The organism is Cupriavidus sp. 01T418 (assembly GCF_056398885.1).
Genome location: NZ_JBFTQG010000010.1, coordinates 44,025 through 60,651, shown reverse-complemented (window position 1 = coordinate 60,651; position 16,627 = coordinate 44,025). Strand labels below are relative to the sequence as shown.

General features: G+C 66.2%; 15 protein-coding genes. 9 read left to right on the top strand and 6 right to left on the bottom strand.

From position 1 onward, the window contains the following. Positions 1-248: 248 nt before the first annotated feature. From AC1DQ3_RS13370 to AC1DQ3_RS13350, 5 genes are all read left to right on the top strand, one after another. Positions 249-1,229: a tRNA dihydrouridine synthase gene (locus AC1DQ3_RS13370; RefSeq protein WP_477120669.1), complete on the top strand. Its 981-nt coding sequence runs from the start codon at positions 249-251 to the stop codon at positions 1,227-1,229. A 171-nt stretch (positions 1,230-1,400) separates the two neighbouring features. Continuing rightward, the gene (gene rimO, locus AC1DQ3_RS13365) at positions 1,401-2,780 is read left to right on the top strand and encodes a 30S ribosomal protein S12 methylthiotransferase RimO (protein ID WP_477120668.1); all 1,380 of its coding nucleotides are present in this window, start codon (positions 1,401-1,403) and stop codon (positions 2,778-2,780) included. Positions 2,781-2,881: 101 nt separating this feature from the next. Next, positions 2,882-4,066: a beta-ketothiolase BktB gene (gene bktB, locus AC1DQ3_RS13360; RefSeq protein ID WP_477120667.1), complete on the top strand. Its 1,185-nt coding sequence runs from the start codon at positions 2,882-2,884 to the stop codon at positions 4,064-4,066. Between the two features lie 13 nt (positions 4,067-4,079). Next, positions 4,080-4,724 (top strand): hypothetical protein, encoded by a 645-nt coding sequence (locus AC1DQ3_RS13355; protein ID WP_477120666.1) that lies wholly within the window; start codon positions 4,080-4,082, stop codon positions 4,722-4,724. Between the two features lie 115 nt (positions 4,725-4,839). Beyond that, entirely contained in the window at positions 4,840-6,066 is a 1,227-nt protein-coding gene (locus tag AC1DQ3_RS13350) for a cystathionine beta-lyase (protein ID WP_477120665.1), read from the top strand. A 76-nt stretch (positions 6,067-6,142) separates the two neighbouring features. On the opposite strand, the gene serB is transcribed toward AC1DQ3_RS13350, so the two are convergent. Continuing rightward, positions 6,143-6,997 (bottom strand): phosphoserine phosphatase SerB, encoded by an 855-nt coding sequence (serB, locus tag AC1DQ3_RS13345; RefSeq protein ID WP_477120664.1) that lies wholly within the window; start codon positions 6,995-6,997, stop codon positions 6,143-6,145. A gap of 206 nt (positions 6,998-7,203) precedes the next feature. Here serB and AC1DQ3_RS13340 point away from each other — a divergent pair, with 206 nt between their 5' ends. Further along, complete coding sequence (locus AC1DQ3_RS13340; RefSeq protein ID WP_477120663.1) at positions 7,204-7,449, top strand: type II toxin-antitoxin system Phd/YefM family antitoxin; 246 nt, start codon at positions 7,204-7,206, stop codon at positions 7,447-7,449. After that, positions 7,446-7,832 (top strand): type II toxin-antitoxin system VapC family toxin, encoded by a 387-nt coding sequence (locus tag AC1DQ3_RS13335; protein WP_477120662.1) that lies wholly within the window; start codon positions 7,446-7,448, stop codon positions 7,830-7,832. Before AC1DQ3_RS13340 ends, AC1DQ3_RS13335 begins: the two co-directional genes overlap by 4 nt. 86 nt (positions 7,833-7,918) lie before the next feature. Here the strand turns inward: AC1DQ3_RS13335 and argE are convergent, their stop codons facing one another. After that, complete coding sequence (argE, locus tag AC1DQ3_RS13330) at positions 7,919-9,124, bottom strand: acetylornithine deacetylase (RefSeq protein WP_477120661.1); 1,206 nt, start codon at positions 9,122-9,124, stop codon at positions 7,919-7,921. 147 nt (positions 9,125-9,271) lie between these two features. After that, positions 9,272-12,733, bottom strand: a complete 3,462-nt coding sequence (gene mfd, locus AC1DQ3_RS13325; RefSeq protein ID WP_477120660.1) for a transcription-repair coupling factor — start codon at positions 12,731-12,733, stop codon at positions 9,272-9,274. A 391-nt stretch (positions 12,734-13,124) separates the two neighbouring features. Here mfd and ispD point away from each other — a divergent pair, with 391 nt between their 5' ends. Both ispD and ispF read left to right on the top strand, forming a co-directional pair. Continuing rightward, positions 13,125-13,898, top strand: a complete 774-nt coding sequence (ispD, locus tag AC1DQ3_RS13320; RefSeq protein WP_477120659.1) for a 2-C-methyl-D-erythritol 4-phosphate cytidylyltransferase — start codon at positions 13,125-13,127, stop codon at positions 13,896-13,898. A 40-nt stretch (positions 13,899-13,938) separates the two neighbouring features. After that, positions 13,939-14,448: a 2-C-methyl-D-erythritol 2,4-cyclodiphosphate synthase gene (gene ispF, locus AC1DQ3_RS13315; RefSeq protein ID WP_477120658.1), complete on the top strand. Its 510-nt coding sequence runs from the start codon at positions 13,939-13,941 to the stop codon at positions 14,446-14,448. A 51-nt stretch (positions 14,449-14,499) separates the two neighbouring features. On the opposite strand, the gene AC1DQ3_RS13310 is transcribed toward ispF, so the two are convergent. From AC1DQ3_RS13310 to AC1DQ3_RS13300, 3 genes are all read right to left on the bottom strand, one after another. After that, complete coding sequence (locus tag AC1DQ3_RS13310) at positions 14,500-15,075, bottom strand: GNAT family N-acetyltransferase (RefSeq protein WP_477120657.1); 576 nt, start codon at positions 15,073-15,075, stop codon at positions 14,500-14,502. Between the two features lie 199 nt (positions 15,076-15,274). Then, on the bottom strand, positions 15,275-15,796 hold the full coding sequence (locus AC1DQ3_RS13305; protein ID WP_477120656.1) for a carboxymuconolactone decarboxylase family protein: 522 nt from the start codon (positions 15,794-15,796) through the stop codon (positions 15,275-15,277). A gap of 142 nt (positions 15,797-15,938) precedes the next feature. After that, positions 15,939-16,487 (bottom strand): peroxiredoxin, encoded by a 549-nt coding sequence (locus tag AC1DQ3_RS13300; RefSeq protein ID WP_477120655.1) that lies wholly within the window; start codon positions 16,485-16,487, stop codon positions 15,939-15,941. Positions 16,488-16,627 lie beyond the last annotated feature (140 nt).

The following is a 16,627-nucleotide window of genomic DNA, read 5'->3' as shown; positions in this document are numbered from 1 at the left end:
AGGGCAATCGGTTAAAATCACGCAATTCGGGTAACGCGCGCAATTATCGCGGTGGCTACCCCTCTTAAATGTGGCGATTCATATTGCGGACTCGCCTGCACGGCGCGAATCCCAATGCCCTCCCAAATTCCAGACAGTCGCCAGGCGCTTGCCGCCGAGGCCAAGCCCGTTCCGAAGGCCGGTTCCGTGGTTTCCGGTTTTCCGGCACTTCGCCGGGACAAGCGCTCCCCTTTGACGTCAGCCTTCGCATGAGCCGGCTGTTTCTTGCCCCCATGGAAGGGCTTGCGGACTACGTATTGCGCGACGAGCTGACCGCCTCGGGCGGCTTCGACGGGTGCGTGTCCGAGTTCGTCAGGGTGACTGGCTCCCTGCTGCCCGAGCGCGTCTATGAGCGGGACACGCCCGAGATAGCCGACGGGGGCCACACCCCTGGTGGCACGCCGATGGTGATCCAGTTGCTCGGGAGCGATCCCGAATGGCTGGCGCTGAATGCTGCGCAGGCAGCCACCTTGTCACCACATGGACTTGACCTGAACTTCGGATGTCCCGCCAAAGTCGTCAACAGGCACGGTGGCGGAGCCATGTTGCTGGCGGACCCCGAACTGCTGAACCGGATTGTTTCGTCCGTACGCGCCGCGGTGCCTGCCAGCATCGCCGTGACCGCAAAAATGCGGCTTGGCGTATCCGATACCTCGCTGGCGATCGAGTGCGCCACTGCGCTTGCGGAAGGCGGCGCGGCCTCCCTCGTCGTGCATGCCCGGACGCGCGATCATGGCTACCGGCCGCCGGCCCACTGGGAGTGGATCGCACGCATCGATGATGCGGTGGACGTGCCTGTCATTGCCAACGGAGAAGTCTGGACCGTTGCCGACTGGGAGCGCTGCCGGGCTGTCAGCGGCTGTGCCGACGTGATGATCGGACGGGGTGCCGTATCCGATCCTTTCCTGGCCTTGCGGATACGCGGACAGATGGACAGATCGCCGTCCGGCGGGGAATGGCCGCTCGTGCTCCGTCATATCGCCAGCTACCTGAAGAAATTGCAGGCCCGTGTCGAATGCCGTCATGAGCACGGACGCGTCAAATTGTGGCTCAGCTACCTGAAGCGGACCTGGCCGCAGGCTGCCGACCTGCATGCAGCCATCCGGCGCCTGCAGGATTCGTTCGAGATCCAGGCGTTGATCGAGAGCGCCCTGGAGGGCATGCCAGCGACGTCATCCGCGCGGGGTTGACGCTGCCGTGCGGACACAGGCTTCACGCCAGGCGAATCGGTTGGCGCGATGTTTATACGGCAGGTGTGGTGTCAGGCGCCGGCAAACGTTGGCGAACGGTTAAAATACGCGATTAGCCTTTACCGCAGGCGGCCATGTCCCGCCTCGCCCGCCCCACATTTGGAAGTGACCGTGAAAAACTCCGTAGAATCAACGACTCAGAAAGACCATATTCCAAATGTGGGCTTCGTGAGCCTTGGCTGCCCCAAGGCCCTGGTCGACTCCGAACAGATCATTACCCAGTTGCGCGCCGAGGGCTATGCCATCAGCGGCACCTATGACGGCGCCGACCTGGTGGTCGTCAATACCTGCGGTTTTATCGACGAGGCAGTGCAGGAAAGCCTGGACGCCATCGGCGAGGCGCTGGCCGAAAACGGCAAGGTGATCGTTACCGGCTGCCTGGGTGCCAAGAAGAACGCCGCGGGCGAGGATATCATCACGTCGGTTCACCCCAAGGTGCTGGCCGTGACCGGCCCGCATGCGCTGGGCGAAGTGATGCAGGCCGTGCACATGCACCTGCCCAAGCCCCATGATCCGTTCCTGGACCTGGTGYCGGCCGCCGGCATCAAGCTCACGCCCAAGCATTACGCCTACCTGAAGATTTCCGAGGGCTGCAACCACCGCTGCTCCTTCTGCATCATCCCGTCGATGCGCGGCGACCTGGTCTCGCGTCCGGTGGCGGAAGTCATGCTGGAAGCCGAAAACCTGTTCAAGTCGGGCGTCAAGGAACTGCTGGTGATCTCGCAGGACACCAGCGCCTACGGCGTGGACGTGAAGTACCGCACCGGCTTCTGGGATGGCCGCCCGCTCAAGACGCGCATGACCGAGCTGGTCGCGGCGCTGGGCGAGCTTGCCGCCAGGTACGGCGCCTGGGTCCGCCTGCATTATGTCTACCCGTACCCGCACGTCGATGAAATCATTCCACTGATGTCGCAAGGCCACGTGCTGCCTTACCTGGATGTGCCGCTGCAGCACGCCCACCCGGACGTGCTCAAGCGCATGAAGCGCCCGGCCAATGCCGAGAAGACCATGGACCGCATCCGCGCCTGGCGCGAGATCTGCCCCGAACTGACCATCCGCAGCACCTTTATCGCGGGCTTCCCCGGCGAGACGGAGGCAGAATTCCAGACGCTGCTGGACTTTATCGCCGAGGCCGAGCTGGACCGCGTGGGCTGCTTCGCGTATTCGCCGGTCGAGGGCGCCACTGCCAACGACCTGCCGGGCGCCTTGCCCGACGAAGTCCGTGAAGAGCGCCGTGCGCGCTTCATGGAGGTGGCCGAGGAAGTATCGGCCCGCCGCTTGCAGCGCAAGGTCGGCCAGACCCTGCGCGTGCTGGTGGACGAAATCAACCAGGACGGCGGCATTGGCCGTTCGTCGGCCGATGCGCCGGAAATCGACGGCCTGGTCTATATCGAGCCGCCGGCGCAAGGTGCGCCGCGTTACAAGGTCGGGGAATTCGTCTCGGTGAAGATCACCGGCGCCGATGGCCACGACCTGTGGGGCGAGGCCTGAGACCAGGGTTCAGGCGCCGCGAAAGGTAAAAGTACGATCGTTCATTTTTTCGGTGTGCCGCGCTATACTGTGCGCTGCAACATCAGCTATGGGGACACGAAATGACACGTGAAGTGGTGGTGGTAAGCGGCGTCCGGACCGCAATCGGTACCTTTGGCGGCAGCCTGAAGGATCTTTCCCCGACCCAGATGGGCGCCATGGTCGTGCGTGAGGCACTGGCCCGCGCGCAGGTCAGCGGCGACGACGTCGGCCATGTGGTGTTCGGCAACGTCATCCAGACCGAACCCCGGGACATGTACCTGGGCCGCGTGGCGGCAGTGGAGGGCGGCGTTACCATCGACGCGCCGGCACTGACCGTCAATCGCCTGTGCGGCTCGGGCCTGCAGGCCATCGTCAGCGCCGCGCAGAACATCCTGCTGGGCGATGCCGACGTGGCGATCGGCGGCGGGGCGGAGAGCATGAGCCGTGCGCCCTATCTGGCGCAGGCGGCCCGCTGGGGCGCGCGCATGGGCGACGCCAAGCTGATCGACATGATGCTGGGCGCGCTGCACGATCCCTTCCACGGGATCCACATGGGCGTCACCGCCGAGAACGTGGCCAAGGAATACGACATCAGTCGCGGCCAGCAGGACGAGGCCGCACTGGAGTCGCACCGCCGCGCGTCGGCGGCCATCCGCGCTGGCCACTTCAAGGACCAGATCCTGCCGGTCACGCTGAAGAGCCGCAAGGGCGACGTCAGCTTCGATACCGACGAGCATGTGCGCCACGACGCGGTCCTGGAAGACATGACCAAGCTCAAGCCGGTCTTCGTCAAGGAAAACGGCACGGTCACCGCGGGCAACGCCTCGGGCCTGAACGACGCCGCTGCCGCCGTGGTGTTGATGGAACGTGGCGTTGCCGAGAAGCGCGGCCTCAAGCCGATGGCCCGCCTGGTTTCGTACGCGCATGCCGGCGTCGACCCCAAGACCATGGGCATCGGCCCCGTGCCGGCGACCAGGAAGGCGCTGGAGCGTGCCGGCCTGACCGTGGCGGACCTCGACGTGATCGAAGCCAACGAAGCCTTTGCCGCGCAAGCCTGCGCCGTGACCAAGGCACTGGGGCTGGATCCGGCCAAGGTCAACCCGAACGGTTCGGGCATCTCGCTGGGCCATCCGATCGGCGCCACCGGCGCGCTGATCACCGTCAAGGCCCTGTACGAGCTGCAACGGGTGCAAGGCCGCTATGCGCTGGTCACCATGTGCATCGGCGGCGGCCAGGGCATTGCGGCCATCTTCGAGCGACTCTGAGCCTGAGGCTGCCTTGCGGCGCGTAGCGACTCCGTCCCTTTCCGTCTCCCTGACGCTGGCGTCCGGGCTGGCCGCGGCAACGCTGGCCGGCGCCGCGCTGGCCGCCGGCGGTACCGAGCTGGCCACGGGTACCGCTGGCGCTGGGAGTGCCGGCAGCCAGGTGGAGGGCTTCGGCATCAACCAGGCGATCCGCGAGGGCGAGTCGAAGCGCGCCACGCAGCTCTCGACCGGCGCCGCGCCCAGGCTGCTGGCGCCGCTTCCCGAATACGCATCATTGCCGGTCTACGTGGGCACGCTGGGCGACCAGCCGGTGCGCCTGCGCCTCGGCCCCAAGCCGGACGAGCGCGACAGCGTGCATGGCGAGTACAGCGTCGGCCGGGCCGGTGGCGTGCGCCTGCTGGCTGGCGAATTTGAAAACGGCGCCTTCCTGATGGAAGAGTCCAATGACGGCACGCACGTCACGGGCAATTGGGAAGGCACCATCGACGGCGCTGGCGTGGTCCATGGCAACTGGACCGATCCCGTCAACCCGGCCATCGTGCTGCCCTTCATGATCCGGCCCTTGGGCGTGCTGGTGATCCCGCCCTTCGACATGACCCCGAACAGCGGCATTACTTACGCGCCGCCAGCACCGAAATCCTCGATTTCCGGGCGCTAGAGTGCGGGGCGCGAGCCGGGCGGATTGCGCCGGCAAAGGCGCACGCAAGCCAACACGCACCCGATTGCTGGTAAGCTCGAACGATTATCGAGCCATCGCCAGACGAGGAACCGCCGTGTCCGACCGCCAGCCTTCCGAGCAGTCCGCTGCCCAATCCGATTACCTGCAGACCGTGGCCGTCCAGCCCGAACTGGATATCGCGCCCGGCTTCGCTTCGTTCTCCCAGCCCACGCATCGCGGCTCCACCGTGGTCTTCCGTAACCTGGCGGAGTTGCGCGCGCATGGCGACGGCGCCGCGACCTACTGGCGCTATGGCCTGCATGCCACGCCGACCAGCGAGGCGCTGTGCCAGCATCTCGCGCTGATCGAGGGCGCGAACAAGACGCTGCTGCTGCCGTCCGGCCTGGCAGCGATCTCGCAGGTGTATTTCGCGCTGGTCAAGTCGGGTGACGACGTGCTGGTCCCGGACAACGTCTACGGCCCCAACCGCGACCACGGTGAATGGCTGGCGCGGGACTTTGGCGTGTCGGTTCGCTATTACGATCCCATGATCGGCGCCGGCATCGCCGGACTGATCCGCCCCAATACCCGCCTGATCTGGATGGAGTCGCCGGGTTCGGTGACGATGGAGGTGCCCGATACCGAAGCGATCGTGGCCGCGGCGAAGGCGCGCGGCGTACTCACCGCCATCGATAACACCTGGTCGGCCGGCGTCTATTTCCGCCCCTTTGACAAGGGGATCGATATCTCGGTGCAGGCGCTGACCAAATACCAGTCGGGCGGCGGCGATGTGCTGATGGGCGCCGTGCTGACCCGCGACGAGAAGCTCCACGACCGCCTTAAGCGCGCCCGCATGCTGATGGGCTGGGGCGTGTCGGCGGACGACTGTTACCTGGTGCTGCGCTCGCTGCCGAGCATGCCGGTCAGGCTGGCGGCCCACGATCGCGCCGCGCGCGAAGTGGCCGAATGGCTCAAACAGCGCCCGGAGGTAGTCAAGGTCTTGCATCCGGCCCTGCCGGATTGTCCTGGCCATGACTTCTGGCGGCGCGATTTCAGCGGCGCCACCGGCTTGTTTTCCATCGTGCTGCATGCGCGCCATACCCGGGCCCAGGTCGATGCCTTTGTCGAGGCGCTGCGCCTGTTCGCGATCGGCTGGTCGTGGGGCGGCGCGCGCAGCTTGGCGGTGCCGTATCACGTCCAGACCATGCGTCCCGTGGGCAGCTGGCCGCCAGCCAGCTGGCGGAACGCCGGCGAACTGGTGCGCCTCTATATCGGGCTGGAAGATACCCGCGACCTGATCGCCGATCTGCGCGGCGCGATGGCGTCGCAACTGGTGGCATGAAAACGGGCCGCCCCGGACATCATCCGGGGCGGCCCGTAGCCCATATTCGGTGCTTGCCGCAATGCGGCCGTGGCGCTTAGTGCGGGAACAGTTGCAGCAAGCCGTCCAGCCCGACGTGGTTGAACGCCACGCTGGCCTGTGCGCGCACCACCGGCTTGGCACGGAACGCCACCGACAGGCCGGCCACGGCCATCATCTTGAGGTCGTTGGAGCCATCGCCCATGACGATGGCCTGGGACGGGTCCGCGCCGATCTGCGCGCACACTTCCTGCACCACGCGGGCCTTGACGTCGGCATTGACGATCTCGCCCAGCACCTGGCCGGTGAGCTTGCCGTCGATGATTTCCAGTGTATTGGCGCGGGTGACGTCGAGCTTCAGCCGGGGCTTGAGCTTCTCGGTGAAATGCACGAAGCCGCCCGATACCAGCAGGGTGCGCATGCCCAGCGCCTGCACGGCAAGCAGCATGGTTTCCGCGCCGGGCGACAGGCGCAGGCGCTCTTCGTAGACGCGGTCCAGCACGCTGGCGTCCAGCCCCTTGAGCAGGGCCACGCGGCGGCGCAGGCTTTCGTTGAAGTCAGTGATCTCGCCGCGCATGGCGGCCTCGGTGATGGCCGAGACCTCGGCCTTGAGCCCGCAGAAATCGGCGATCTCGTCGATGCACTCGATGGTGATCAGCGTGGAGTCCATATCCATCGCCACCAGCTTGAAGTCCGAAAGCTTGCGCCCGGCGGGAACGATGGCCCAGTCAATGGCGCGGGGGCCGCAGCAAGCGTCGAGTGCTTCGCGCAGGGCCGGCGTCAGCGCGGCGCTGGCGTCCGCGGCCGCCACGGTCTCGCCGCGCAGCGCGAGCGTGGGAGCCTGGGCGATGGCGCGGATGGCATCGAGATCGTTGGCGGAAAGCGGGGCAGGACTTTGCAGAATCAGGGGCATGGCGCGAATGCCGGGCCGGGCTGGCCGGCGCATGGTGGTAAGTGCGGGGTACGTGCCGCAGCGGCGGCGAAGACCGCTATTGTAACTGCCCGGACGCATGCGGCGCAGCCAGCCTGCTGTGCTGGAAGGGGAAGTCCTCGCAGGCGGTGATTGTGCTCCCTCTTCAATCGGACTAAGCTAATCAAACTTAGTTTAACTGGGCCGATATGCAAACCATCAATATCCATGAGGCGAAGACGCATCTTTCGCGACTCGTCGAACAGGCGGCAAAGGGGGAACCGTTCGTGATCGCCAAGGCCGGCAAGCCACTTGTGAAGGTGGTGCCACTGAACGCGCCGGAGGCCGGCCAGATCAAACGGCTGGGTTTCATGGCCGGCCAGATCGCCGTGCCGGACGATTTTGACCGGATGGGCGCTGCCGAGATCGAACAGCTTTTCGGCGGCGGCGCATGAAGTTGCTACTGGACACGCATCTATTGCTGTGGGCGGCCGGCGCCCCGGAGCGCTTGTCCGGTACCGCGCGCGCCCTGCTCGAAGCTGCCGACAATGAGCTGTTCTTCAGCGCCGCCAGCCTATGGGAGATCGCCAGCAAGCGAGGGCTGGGCCGCGCGGACTTTCAGGCGGACGCGCGGCTATTGCGGCGTGGACTATTGGACAACGGCTACAGCGAACTTCCCGTCGCCAGCGAGCACGCCGTGGCGATCGATGGCTTGCCGCCGATCCACAAAGACCCGTTTGATCGCATTCTGGTTGCCCAGGCGACAATCGAAGGCATCACGCTGCTGACCGGGGATTCACTGTTGGCCCAGTACCCTGGGCCGGTGCGTCTGGTCTGAAAAGAGGCTGCCGCGCGCTTTCCCGCTGCGCAAAGGACGGCGCGCTCTTTGCGTGGCGAGGCGGACCGGCCACAACGGAAAACGGCTCAGCTCACGCGCAGGCTGTCGACCACCTTGTGCAGGAAGGACTCGCAGGCGGCGAGCTGCTCCAGCTCGACGTACTCGTCGGGCTTGTGCGCCTGCTGGATATCGCCGGGGCCGCACACCACGGCCGGGATGCCGGCGCGCTGGAACAGGCCGGCCTCGGTGCCGTATGCAACCTTGTTGACGTCGCGGTCCGCGCTCAGCGCGCGCACCAGTTGCGTGATGGCTTCCTGCTCGGCCACGTCGAGCGAGGGCGCGGCGGCGATCTTGCCGATGGTGAGGCCGGCGTCGCCGTGCTCGGCGCGCATCTTCGGCAGCAGCACCTCGTTGGCGTAACGCTGGATGCGGGCGAAGATGGCCTCGGGATCCACGCCCGGCAGGTTGCGGAACTCGAACACGAACTCGCACGATGCCGGGATGGTATTGAGCGCGATGCCGCCCTGGATAGTGCCGGTCTGCGCGGTGGTGAAGGGCACGTCGAAGTCGCGGTCGTAGGGGCCGTTGGCCTTGAACTCGTCGGCGATGTCGCGGATAAAGCAGATCAGGCGCGCGGCGTACTCGATGGCGTTGACGCCCTTGGGCGTGAGCGACGAATGCGCGGCCTGGCCCTTGACGCAGCAGCGGTAGGCGTTGATGCCCTTGTGCGCCACGATCACGCGCATGCTGGTGGGCTCGCCCACGATGCAGCCGGCCGGGCGCACGCCGCGATCGCGCAGTTCCGCCAGCAGGTAGGGCGCGCCCATGCAGCCGATCTCTTCATCGAAGGACAGCGCGTAGTGCACCGGCTCGCGCAGCCTGGCCTGCAGGATGGTGGGCAGCAGCGCCAGGCTGGTGCCGATAAATCCCTTCATGTCGCAAGTGCCGCGGCCGTACAGCCGGCCGTCGCGGATGACCGGCTTGAACGGATCGGTGGTCCAGTTCTGGCCGTCCACCGGCACTACGTCGGTGTGGCCCGACAGCACGATGCCGCCATCGGTGCTGCCGTTGGCGGCGGGCACGGTGACAAACAGGTTGGCCTTGTCGCCCTGCGGGTTGTAGCTCAGGTGGGGACGCAGGCCCTTGGCCAGGAAATGATCGCGTACCGCTTCGATCAGGCCGAGGTTGGAATGGCGGCTGGTGGTGTCGTAGCTGACCAGGCGCTGGGTCCAGTCGAGCGCGCTGCCGCGGTTGGCGGCATCGGCAGGCTTGCTGAGGGTATCGGCTTGCATGGCTTGGGGCCTTTGGCTTTTGATAACGATTGGTAACGTGTTAAGTAACTGATGCTACACCGTGCCGGGCTGCGGGTCCATGCACGGTGCAGCATCGATGCCCGCTGCGGCGGCAGTGCGAGGGGAGCGGGCTCGGCAACGCAATGTTCAGGCCAGTTGGCGCAAGGTGTGCTTGATGGTTTGCGAGCGCACGGCCACGTCCGGCATCTTGGCCTCGATGCGCAGCTTGTCTTGGCCGGCCAGCTTGATATGGCGGTTCTTCTGCACCAGATCGATGATCTTCATCGCATCGATCGGCGGGTTGGGCAGGAACTGCATGCTGATCGACGCCTCGCCGGCGTCGATCTTGCGCACGCCCAGCGGCGCCGCGGCAATACGCAGCCGGTGGGTTTCGATCAGCGCCTGCGCCTGCGGCGGCAGCCGGCCGAAGCGGTCGATCAGCTCCTCCTGGATATCGTCCACGCGCTCGGCGGCCTCGCAGTTGGCCAGGCGCTTGTACAGCGAAAGGCGCTCGTGCACGTCGGTGCAATAGTCGTTGGGCAACAAGGCAGGGGTGCCCAGGTTGATCTCGGTGGTGGCCGCCAGCGGCGCCATCAGGTCGGGCTCCTTGCCGGCCTTGAGTGCCTTGACGGCGGTGTTGAGCATGTCGGTGTAGAGCTGGAAGCCGATCTCGTGGATCTCGCCGGATTGCTTGTCTCCCAGCACTTCGCCGGCGCCGCGGATCTCCAGGTCGTGCATGGCCAGGTAGAAGCCCGAGCCCAGTTCCTCCATCTGCTGGATGGCTTCGAGCCGGCGCTGCGCCAGCTTGCTCAGGCCATCCACGTCGTGCACCAGCATGTAGGCGTAGGCCTGGTGGTGCGAACGCCCGACGCGGCCGCGCAACTGGTGCAGCTGCGCCAGGCCGAACTTGTCGGAGCGATGGATCAGGATGGTGTTGGCGGTCGGCACGTCGATGCCGGTCTCGATAATGGTAGTGCACAGCAGGATATTGTCGCGGCGTGCCACGAAGTCCCGCATCACGCGTTCCAGCTCGCGCTCGTGCATCTGCCCATGCGCCACCGCGATGCGCGCCTCCGGCACCAGCTCGGCGAGCTTGGCACGCTTGTTCTCGATGGTGTCGACCTCGTTGTGCAGGAAGTAGACCTGGCCGCCGCGCTTGAGCTCGCGCAGGATGGCCTCGCGCACCACACCGTCTTCCTCGCGCCGCACGAAGGTCTTGATGGCCAGGCGCTTTTGCGGCGCGGTGGCAATCACGGAGAAGTCGCGCAGGCCTTCCAGCGCCATGCCCAGCGTGCGCGGGATCGGCGTGGCGGTCAGCGTCAGCACGTCGACCTCGGCGCGCAAGGTCTTCAGCATTTCCTTCTGGCGCACGCCGAACCGGTGTTCCTCATCGATGACGACCAGGCCGAGGCGCTGGAACTTCACGTCGTCCGACAGCATCTTGTGGGTACCGATCACGATGTCGGCGGTGCCGTCGTTGATCTGCTTGATGGCGCCGTCGATCTCCTTCCTGGTCTTGAAGCGTGACAGCTCCACGATGCGCACCGGCCATTCGGCGAAGCGGTCGGAGAGGCTCTGGAAATGCTGCTCGGCCAGCAGCGTGGTGGGCGCAAGAATGGCCACCTGCTTGCCGCCCATGACGGCGACGAAGGCGGCGCGCAACGCGACTTCGGTCTTGCCGAAGCCCACATCGCCGCAGACCAGCCGGTCCATCGGCTTGCCCGAGGTCATGTCGGCGATCACCGCGGTGATGGCCGCGGCCTGGTCGGGCGTTTCCTCGAAGCCGAAGCTCTCGGCAAATTTCTCGTAGTCCTTGGGCGTGAGCTCGAAGGCATGGCCCTGGCGCAGGGCGCGGCGCGCGTACAGGTTGAGCAGTTCTGCCGCGGTATCGCGGATCTGCTGCGCAGCCTTGCGCTTGGCGCGGTCCCACTGGCCGGAGCCGAGCTGGTGCAGCGGCGCGGTGTCCGGATCGGCGCCGGAGTAGCGCGAGATCACATGCAACTGGTGCACCGGCACGTACAGCTTGCTGCCTTTCTCGTAGTCGAGATGCAGGAATTCCTCCTCGCCCTGGCCCATGTCGAGCGTGACCAGGCCCTGGTAGCGGCCGATGCCGTGCTCGCTGTGCACGACCGGGTCGCCGATCTTCAGCTCGGCCAGGTCGCGCACCATCGAATCGACGGCGCTGGCCTGCTCCTGCTTGCGCCGGCCCGTGCGGCGCGCGGTCCCGGCATAGAGCTCGGCCTCGGTGACGAAGGCCAGCGGGGCAGCGCCGTCTTTCGCCGGCAAGGCGAAACCGCTTTGCAGCGGCGCCACCACGATGGAAAAATGTGAGTCGCCCGCCAGGAAGGCGGCGTAGTCGTCGATCGGCTGCGGGCGCAGCCCGCTCTCGCCGAACAGTTGCAGCAGGGTTTCGCGCCGGCCGGCGGAGTCGGCGCACATCAGCACGCGCCGGTCCTTTTTCAGCAGCAGGGATTCCAGGTTGACCAGCGGGTCTTCGGCCCGCCGGTTGACCGAGACATCGGGCAGCGGCTCGGCCAGTTGCGGGGCGTCGGCGCTGGCGGCGGCCTGCAGCACCAGCCGCGCCAGCGGCTTGGCCCCGGCGAAGAACTGTTCCTCGGGCAGGAACAGCGCGGTGGGCGGCAGCAGCGGCCGCTCGCGGTCGTGGCGCATGAAGTTGTAGCGCTGCGTGGTGTCGGCCCAGAAGCGCCGGATCGCCTCGTGCACGTCGCCGACGAAGGCTAGCTGGCTATCGGCCGGCAAGTAATCGAAGACGGTGGCCGAGCTTTCAAAGAACAACGGCAGGTAGTACTCGATGCCCGCCGACGGCACGCCGTTGCCAATGTCCTTGTAGATCGTCGATTTGCTCGGATCGCCCTCGAACAGCTCGCGCCAGCGCCCGCGGAAAGCCGTGCGCGCGGCTTCGTCGAGCGGGAATTCGCGGCCCGGCAGCAAGCGGACTTCCTTGACCGGGTAGAGGCTGCGCTGGGTGTCGGGATCGAAGGCACGGATGGTCTCGATTTCCTCGCCGAACAGGTCGATCCGGTAGGGCAGCGGCGAACCCATCGGGAACAGGTCGATCAGGCCGCCGCGCACGCTGTATTCGCCAGGCCGCATCACGGCGCTGACATGCTCATAGCCGGCCAGCGTGAACTGCGCCTTGAGCGCGGCTTCGTCCAGCTTCTCGCCCTGCTTGAAGAAGAACGTGTAGGCCGCCAGGAAGGCGGGCGGCGCCAGCCGGTAGAGGGCGGTCTGCGCCGGCACCAGCATGATGTCGCATTGGCCGCCCTGGATGTCGTGCAAGGTGGCCAGCCGCTCGGAGACCAGGTCCTGGTGCGGCGAGAAGCTGTCGTAGGGCAGGGTTTCCCAGTCGGGCAGCAGGCGCACCCGCAGGCCCGGTGCGAACCAGGGGATTTCCTCGGCCAGCCGCTGGGCGTCGATGGCATTGGCGCACATCACCGCCAGCATCGGCACGCGCTCGCGGTGCTGGYTGGCGTAGGCTGCCAGCGCCAGGGCGTCGGCGGAGCCGGTCAGGCCGGACACGGTGTTGCGCTGGCCTGCCTTGACCAAGGGGAGGTTGGCGAAGGGGGCGGGACGATTGGCTTCGGGCATCGGTTGCGGGCTGGCTTGTTGGCTTGCTTGAGGTGTTGCCGTCGTTACGGACGTTCGTTATGCGCGGGTATTGCGGTTGCGTGTAAAGGACGACGGCTATTGCTGAATGCTGAACATCGCGGACAAGAATGCGCGGCCACGCAACAACGACACCCCGCCGGCGTCGCGGGCGGGGTGTGGGCGAAGCAGGCGGTGCCCTCAATCACTAAAGGCACTGCGCTTTCGACGCCCGCATGTCCGCGAGCGAAGGCCGTATTATAGAATGCGCTCCGAAATCCGCGTTTTCAATGCCGCGCTTCATCGCGCCTGCCTTATGCGTTCCAAGGGCGGGTCTGTGGAAGCCTTGCGCCGTGCCCCGTGCACGGCACTCACCTTGCCCCTTGCACTATTCGTGTCTGCTCGCCGTTTTGCCCTGATTCCCTGTGCCGGTACCGGCAGCCGCGCCGGCGGCAACCTGCCCAAGCAATACCAGATCGTGGCCGGCCGGCCGATGATCTGGTACGCACTTGCCGCCTTCGCGGCCTGCGATGCCATCAGCGCCACCGCGCTGGTGCTGGCGCCGGACGATATGCCGCTGGAGTCCCGTTTTGGCGCCGCCGCCTTTGCCGGCCTGCGCTTTGACACCGCTTTCGTGGGTGGCGATACGCGCCACGCCTCCGTGCTGGCGGGCTTGCATCACCTGGCGCAACTCGGCGCCACGGATCGCGACTGGGTGCTGGTGCACGATGCCGCCAGGCCCGGCCTCACAACTGCCATGATCCACGCGCTGGTGCGCGCGGTGGAGGGTGAGGGCGGGGAAGAAGACGGCCCGGACGCGGCCATCGGAGGCATCCTGGCGGTGCCGGTGCCCGATACGCTCAAACGTGCCGACCCGGCCCCCGGCGGCCAGCCGGCTACCCGGGCGCGCATCAGCGCAACCGTGCCGCGCGAGGGCCTGTGGCAGGCGCAGACGCCGCAAATGTTCCGCGTCGGCGTACTGCGCCAGGCGCTGCAGGAGGCACTGGCAGCCGGTGCCGTGGTGACCGACGAGGCCAGCGCGATCGAGCGGCTGGGCCTGCATCCGCGCCTGGTCAACGGCTCGCTGCGCAATTTCAAAGTGACCTATCCCGAGGACTTCGCCCTGGCCGAGCTGCTGCTGGGCCAGGACGCCGCCGCGACGCCCTGAAACCCGTTTCCTGATCCGATCCTGAAGGAGTGCTGTTTCCATGACCCCATTCGATATCCGCGTCGGCCAAGGCTACGACGTGCACGCACTGGTGCCCGGCCGCAAGCTCATCCTGGGCGGTGTGGACATCCCCCACGATCGCGGCCTGCTGGGGCATTCCGACGCCGACGCGCTGCTCCATGCGATTACCGATGCACTGTTCGGCGCGGCCGGCCTGGGCGATATCGGCCGCCATTTCCCGGATACCGATGCGGGCTTTGCGGGTGCGGATAGCCGTGTGCTGTTGCGCGAAGCCGCGCGGCGGGTGCGCGAGTCCGGCTACGAGATCGGCAATGTGGATGCGACGGTGATCGCGCAGGCGCCGAAGCTGGCGCCGCACGTCGGCGCCATGGTGGCAAACCTGGCGGAAGACCTGGGCTTGCCGCCGGCCAGCTGCAACGTCAAGGCCAAGACCAATGAGAAGCTGGGTTTCGAAGGGCGCCAGGAGGGCATCGTGGCGCAGGCCGTGGTGCTGATCTGGCGCGGCACGATCGTGCAGACGCAGGACTAGGACGCAAGGCCGGGGCGGCGGGGCGGCGGGGCGGCGTCCGGATGTCCAGCCCTAGGGCTTTGCGCCGGATTCCGCTGCGTCTTCGGGCGGTAGCGCGTAGATGTAGTCGATCAGCCGGGCCATCGGTCCCGAGCGCGCACCCGCCTCGGTGCGTTTGACGAACCCCATCTGCTCGCAGAGCCGGATGGCGGATTTCATTTCCGGCATGGCTCGCACCAGCAGCGCGCTGGCGCCGATATCGCGCGCGCGCCGGATGCAGACCTGCATCAGCGTGCGGCCCAGGCCGAGGCCGCGTGCCTGGGGACTCACCGCCAGCAGGCGTGCTTCCGGCAGGCCCAGCGTGATGGTGCTGCCGTCCAGTGCCTGCAGGGTGGCGCCCGGATGGCAGAACAGCACGGCACCGCTGATGCCGTGTTCGGTCTCCGCCACCCACCATTCCATCTCGGAGTCGGTTGCCGCCAGCACGGACTTCATGCCTTGCTGGAAAGACTCGCGGCAATCCTCCATGATCGCCAGCTCATACTGCCCGTAAGCCTGCTGCGTCACCGCGGCTATGTCGCCCCAGTCCTGGATGGCGGCGAGCCGATAGTGAAAGCGAGGGGAGGTATGCGAGGGAAGGGTGCTCATGGCAAGGGGGGCGAAGACTGTGACCTTGCTGGATTGTAGGCTCTTCGGAGCACAAATGCAGTTAGTGAATCACCGACTGGCACAGCGGCAACAGGCTTGCGCCGGCAAGGACGCACGACCGGCGGGCCCCGCAAGCATCGCGCCGCGGGGCCTCGGTGGCGCACAGGAAGGCCGGCTTCGCGGCCTTCGGCGCGTGGCCTTACTCGGCAGCGATCACGTTGGCGGCTGCCACCACCACGGCGGCAATGCGACCCACGTCGCGCAGTTGCTGCGCGGTCATGCCTTGCTCGTTCCTGAGCAGTGCATAGTGCGACTTGATGCAGAAATGGCATTTGCCGACGATGGACGCGGCCAGCGCGTACATCTCGAAGCGGCGCTTGTCCACGCCGCCATGCGTGGCGTACGCATTCATGCGCAGGCCGGCCGGCTGGGTGGCGAGATCGGGATCGTCGGCCATTTCGACGAACGGGTACCAGACATTGTTCATGCCCATCAGCGCGGACGCCGTCAGCACCGCGTTGGTTTCCTCGGGCGACAGCACCCCGGCGCTGCGGATCGCGTCGACGATCACGCGGCTCTTGGCGGCAAACGCCGCAGCGAGTGCTACCGCCACCGCATCGTTGCCCTCGAGCGAGGAGCGGGCGATGGTGCCGTCAAGGTTCAGCCGGATATCCTTGGCGTAGTCAGGGATAAGGCCTTTAATCGTACTGAGGAATTCCATACAAATCTCCTATCGGTAGGGGCTCAAAAAACCCGCCATGGCGGGTTTTAAGGTGCGGGCCGAAGCCCGCCGCGCTCATCGTCGCAAACCACCGGCAACAACTCACCGGCAGCTTGTTCCGCATGCAAGCTGATGGTCAGCTTTACAGCGTGGCGCCGCCAACGGCACGGTTGCACGGGCACAGTTCGTCGGTTTGCAGGCCGTCGAGGATACGCAGCACTTCCTCCGGGTTGCGGCCGACGTTCAGATTGTTGACCGACACGTGCTGGATGGTATTGTCCGGATCGACGATGAAGGTGGCGCGCAGGGCGACGCCTTCAGCGTGGTCACGCACGCCGAGCTGGTCGATCAGCGAGCCGGTCACGTCGGCGAATTGCCATTGGTTCAGCTTGCTCAGGTCATTGTGCTCGCGGCGCCATGCCAGCTTCACGAACTCATTGTCGGTCGAGCCGCCCAGCACGATCGCGTCGCGGTCGGCGAAGTCGCCGTTGAGCTTGGCGAAAGCCACGATTTCGGTCGGGCACACGAAGGTGAAGTCCTTCGGGTAGAAGTAAATGATCTTCCACTTGCCTTCGAACGACTTTTCGGTGATGTCTTCGAAGGCCGACTGGCCGTTCTCTTCATGGTTGTTGAAACCCGGCTTGACACCGACGACTTTGAAGGCTTCGATCTTGTCACCAACGGTCTTCATAGACTGCTCCTGGATACGGTTGAAGAGAGACGCTCGCGCAGCGAGCCAGGCCTTGGGCCTGGGCTGCCGCGCAACGAACATGGATTATGCGTCATCCCCGGAGGCGGGGCTAATTGAAATTCTCAAAGAGCCCGATAGCC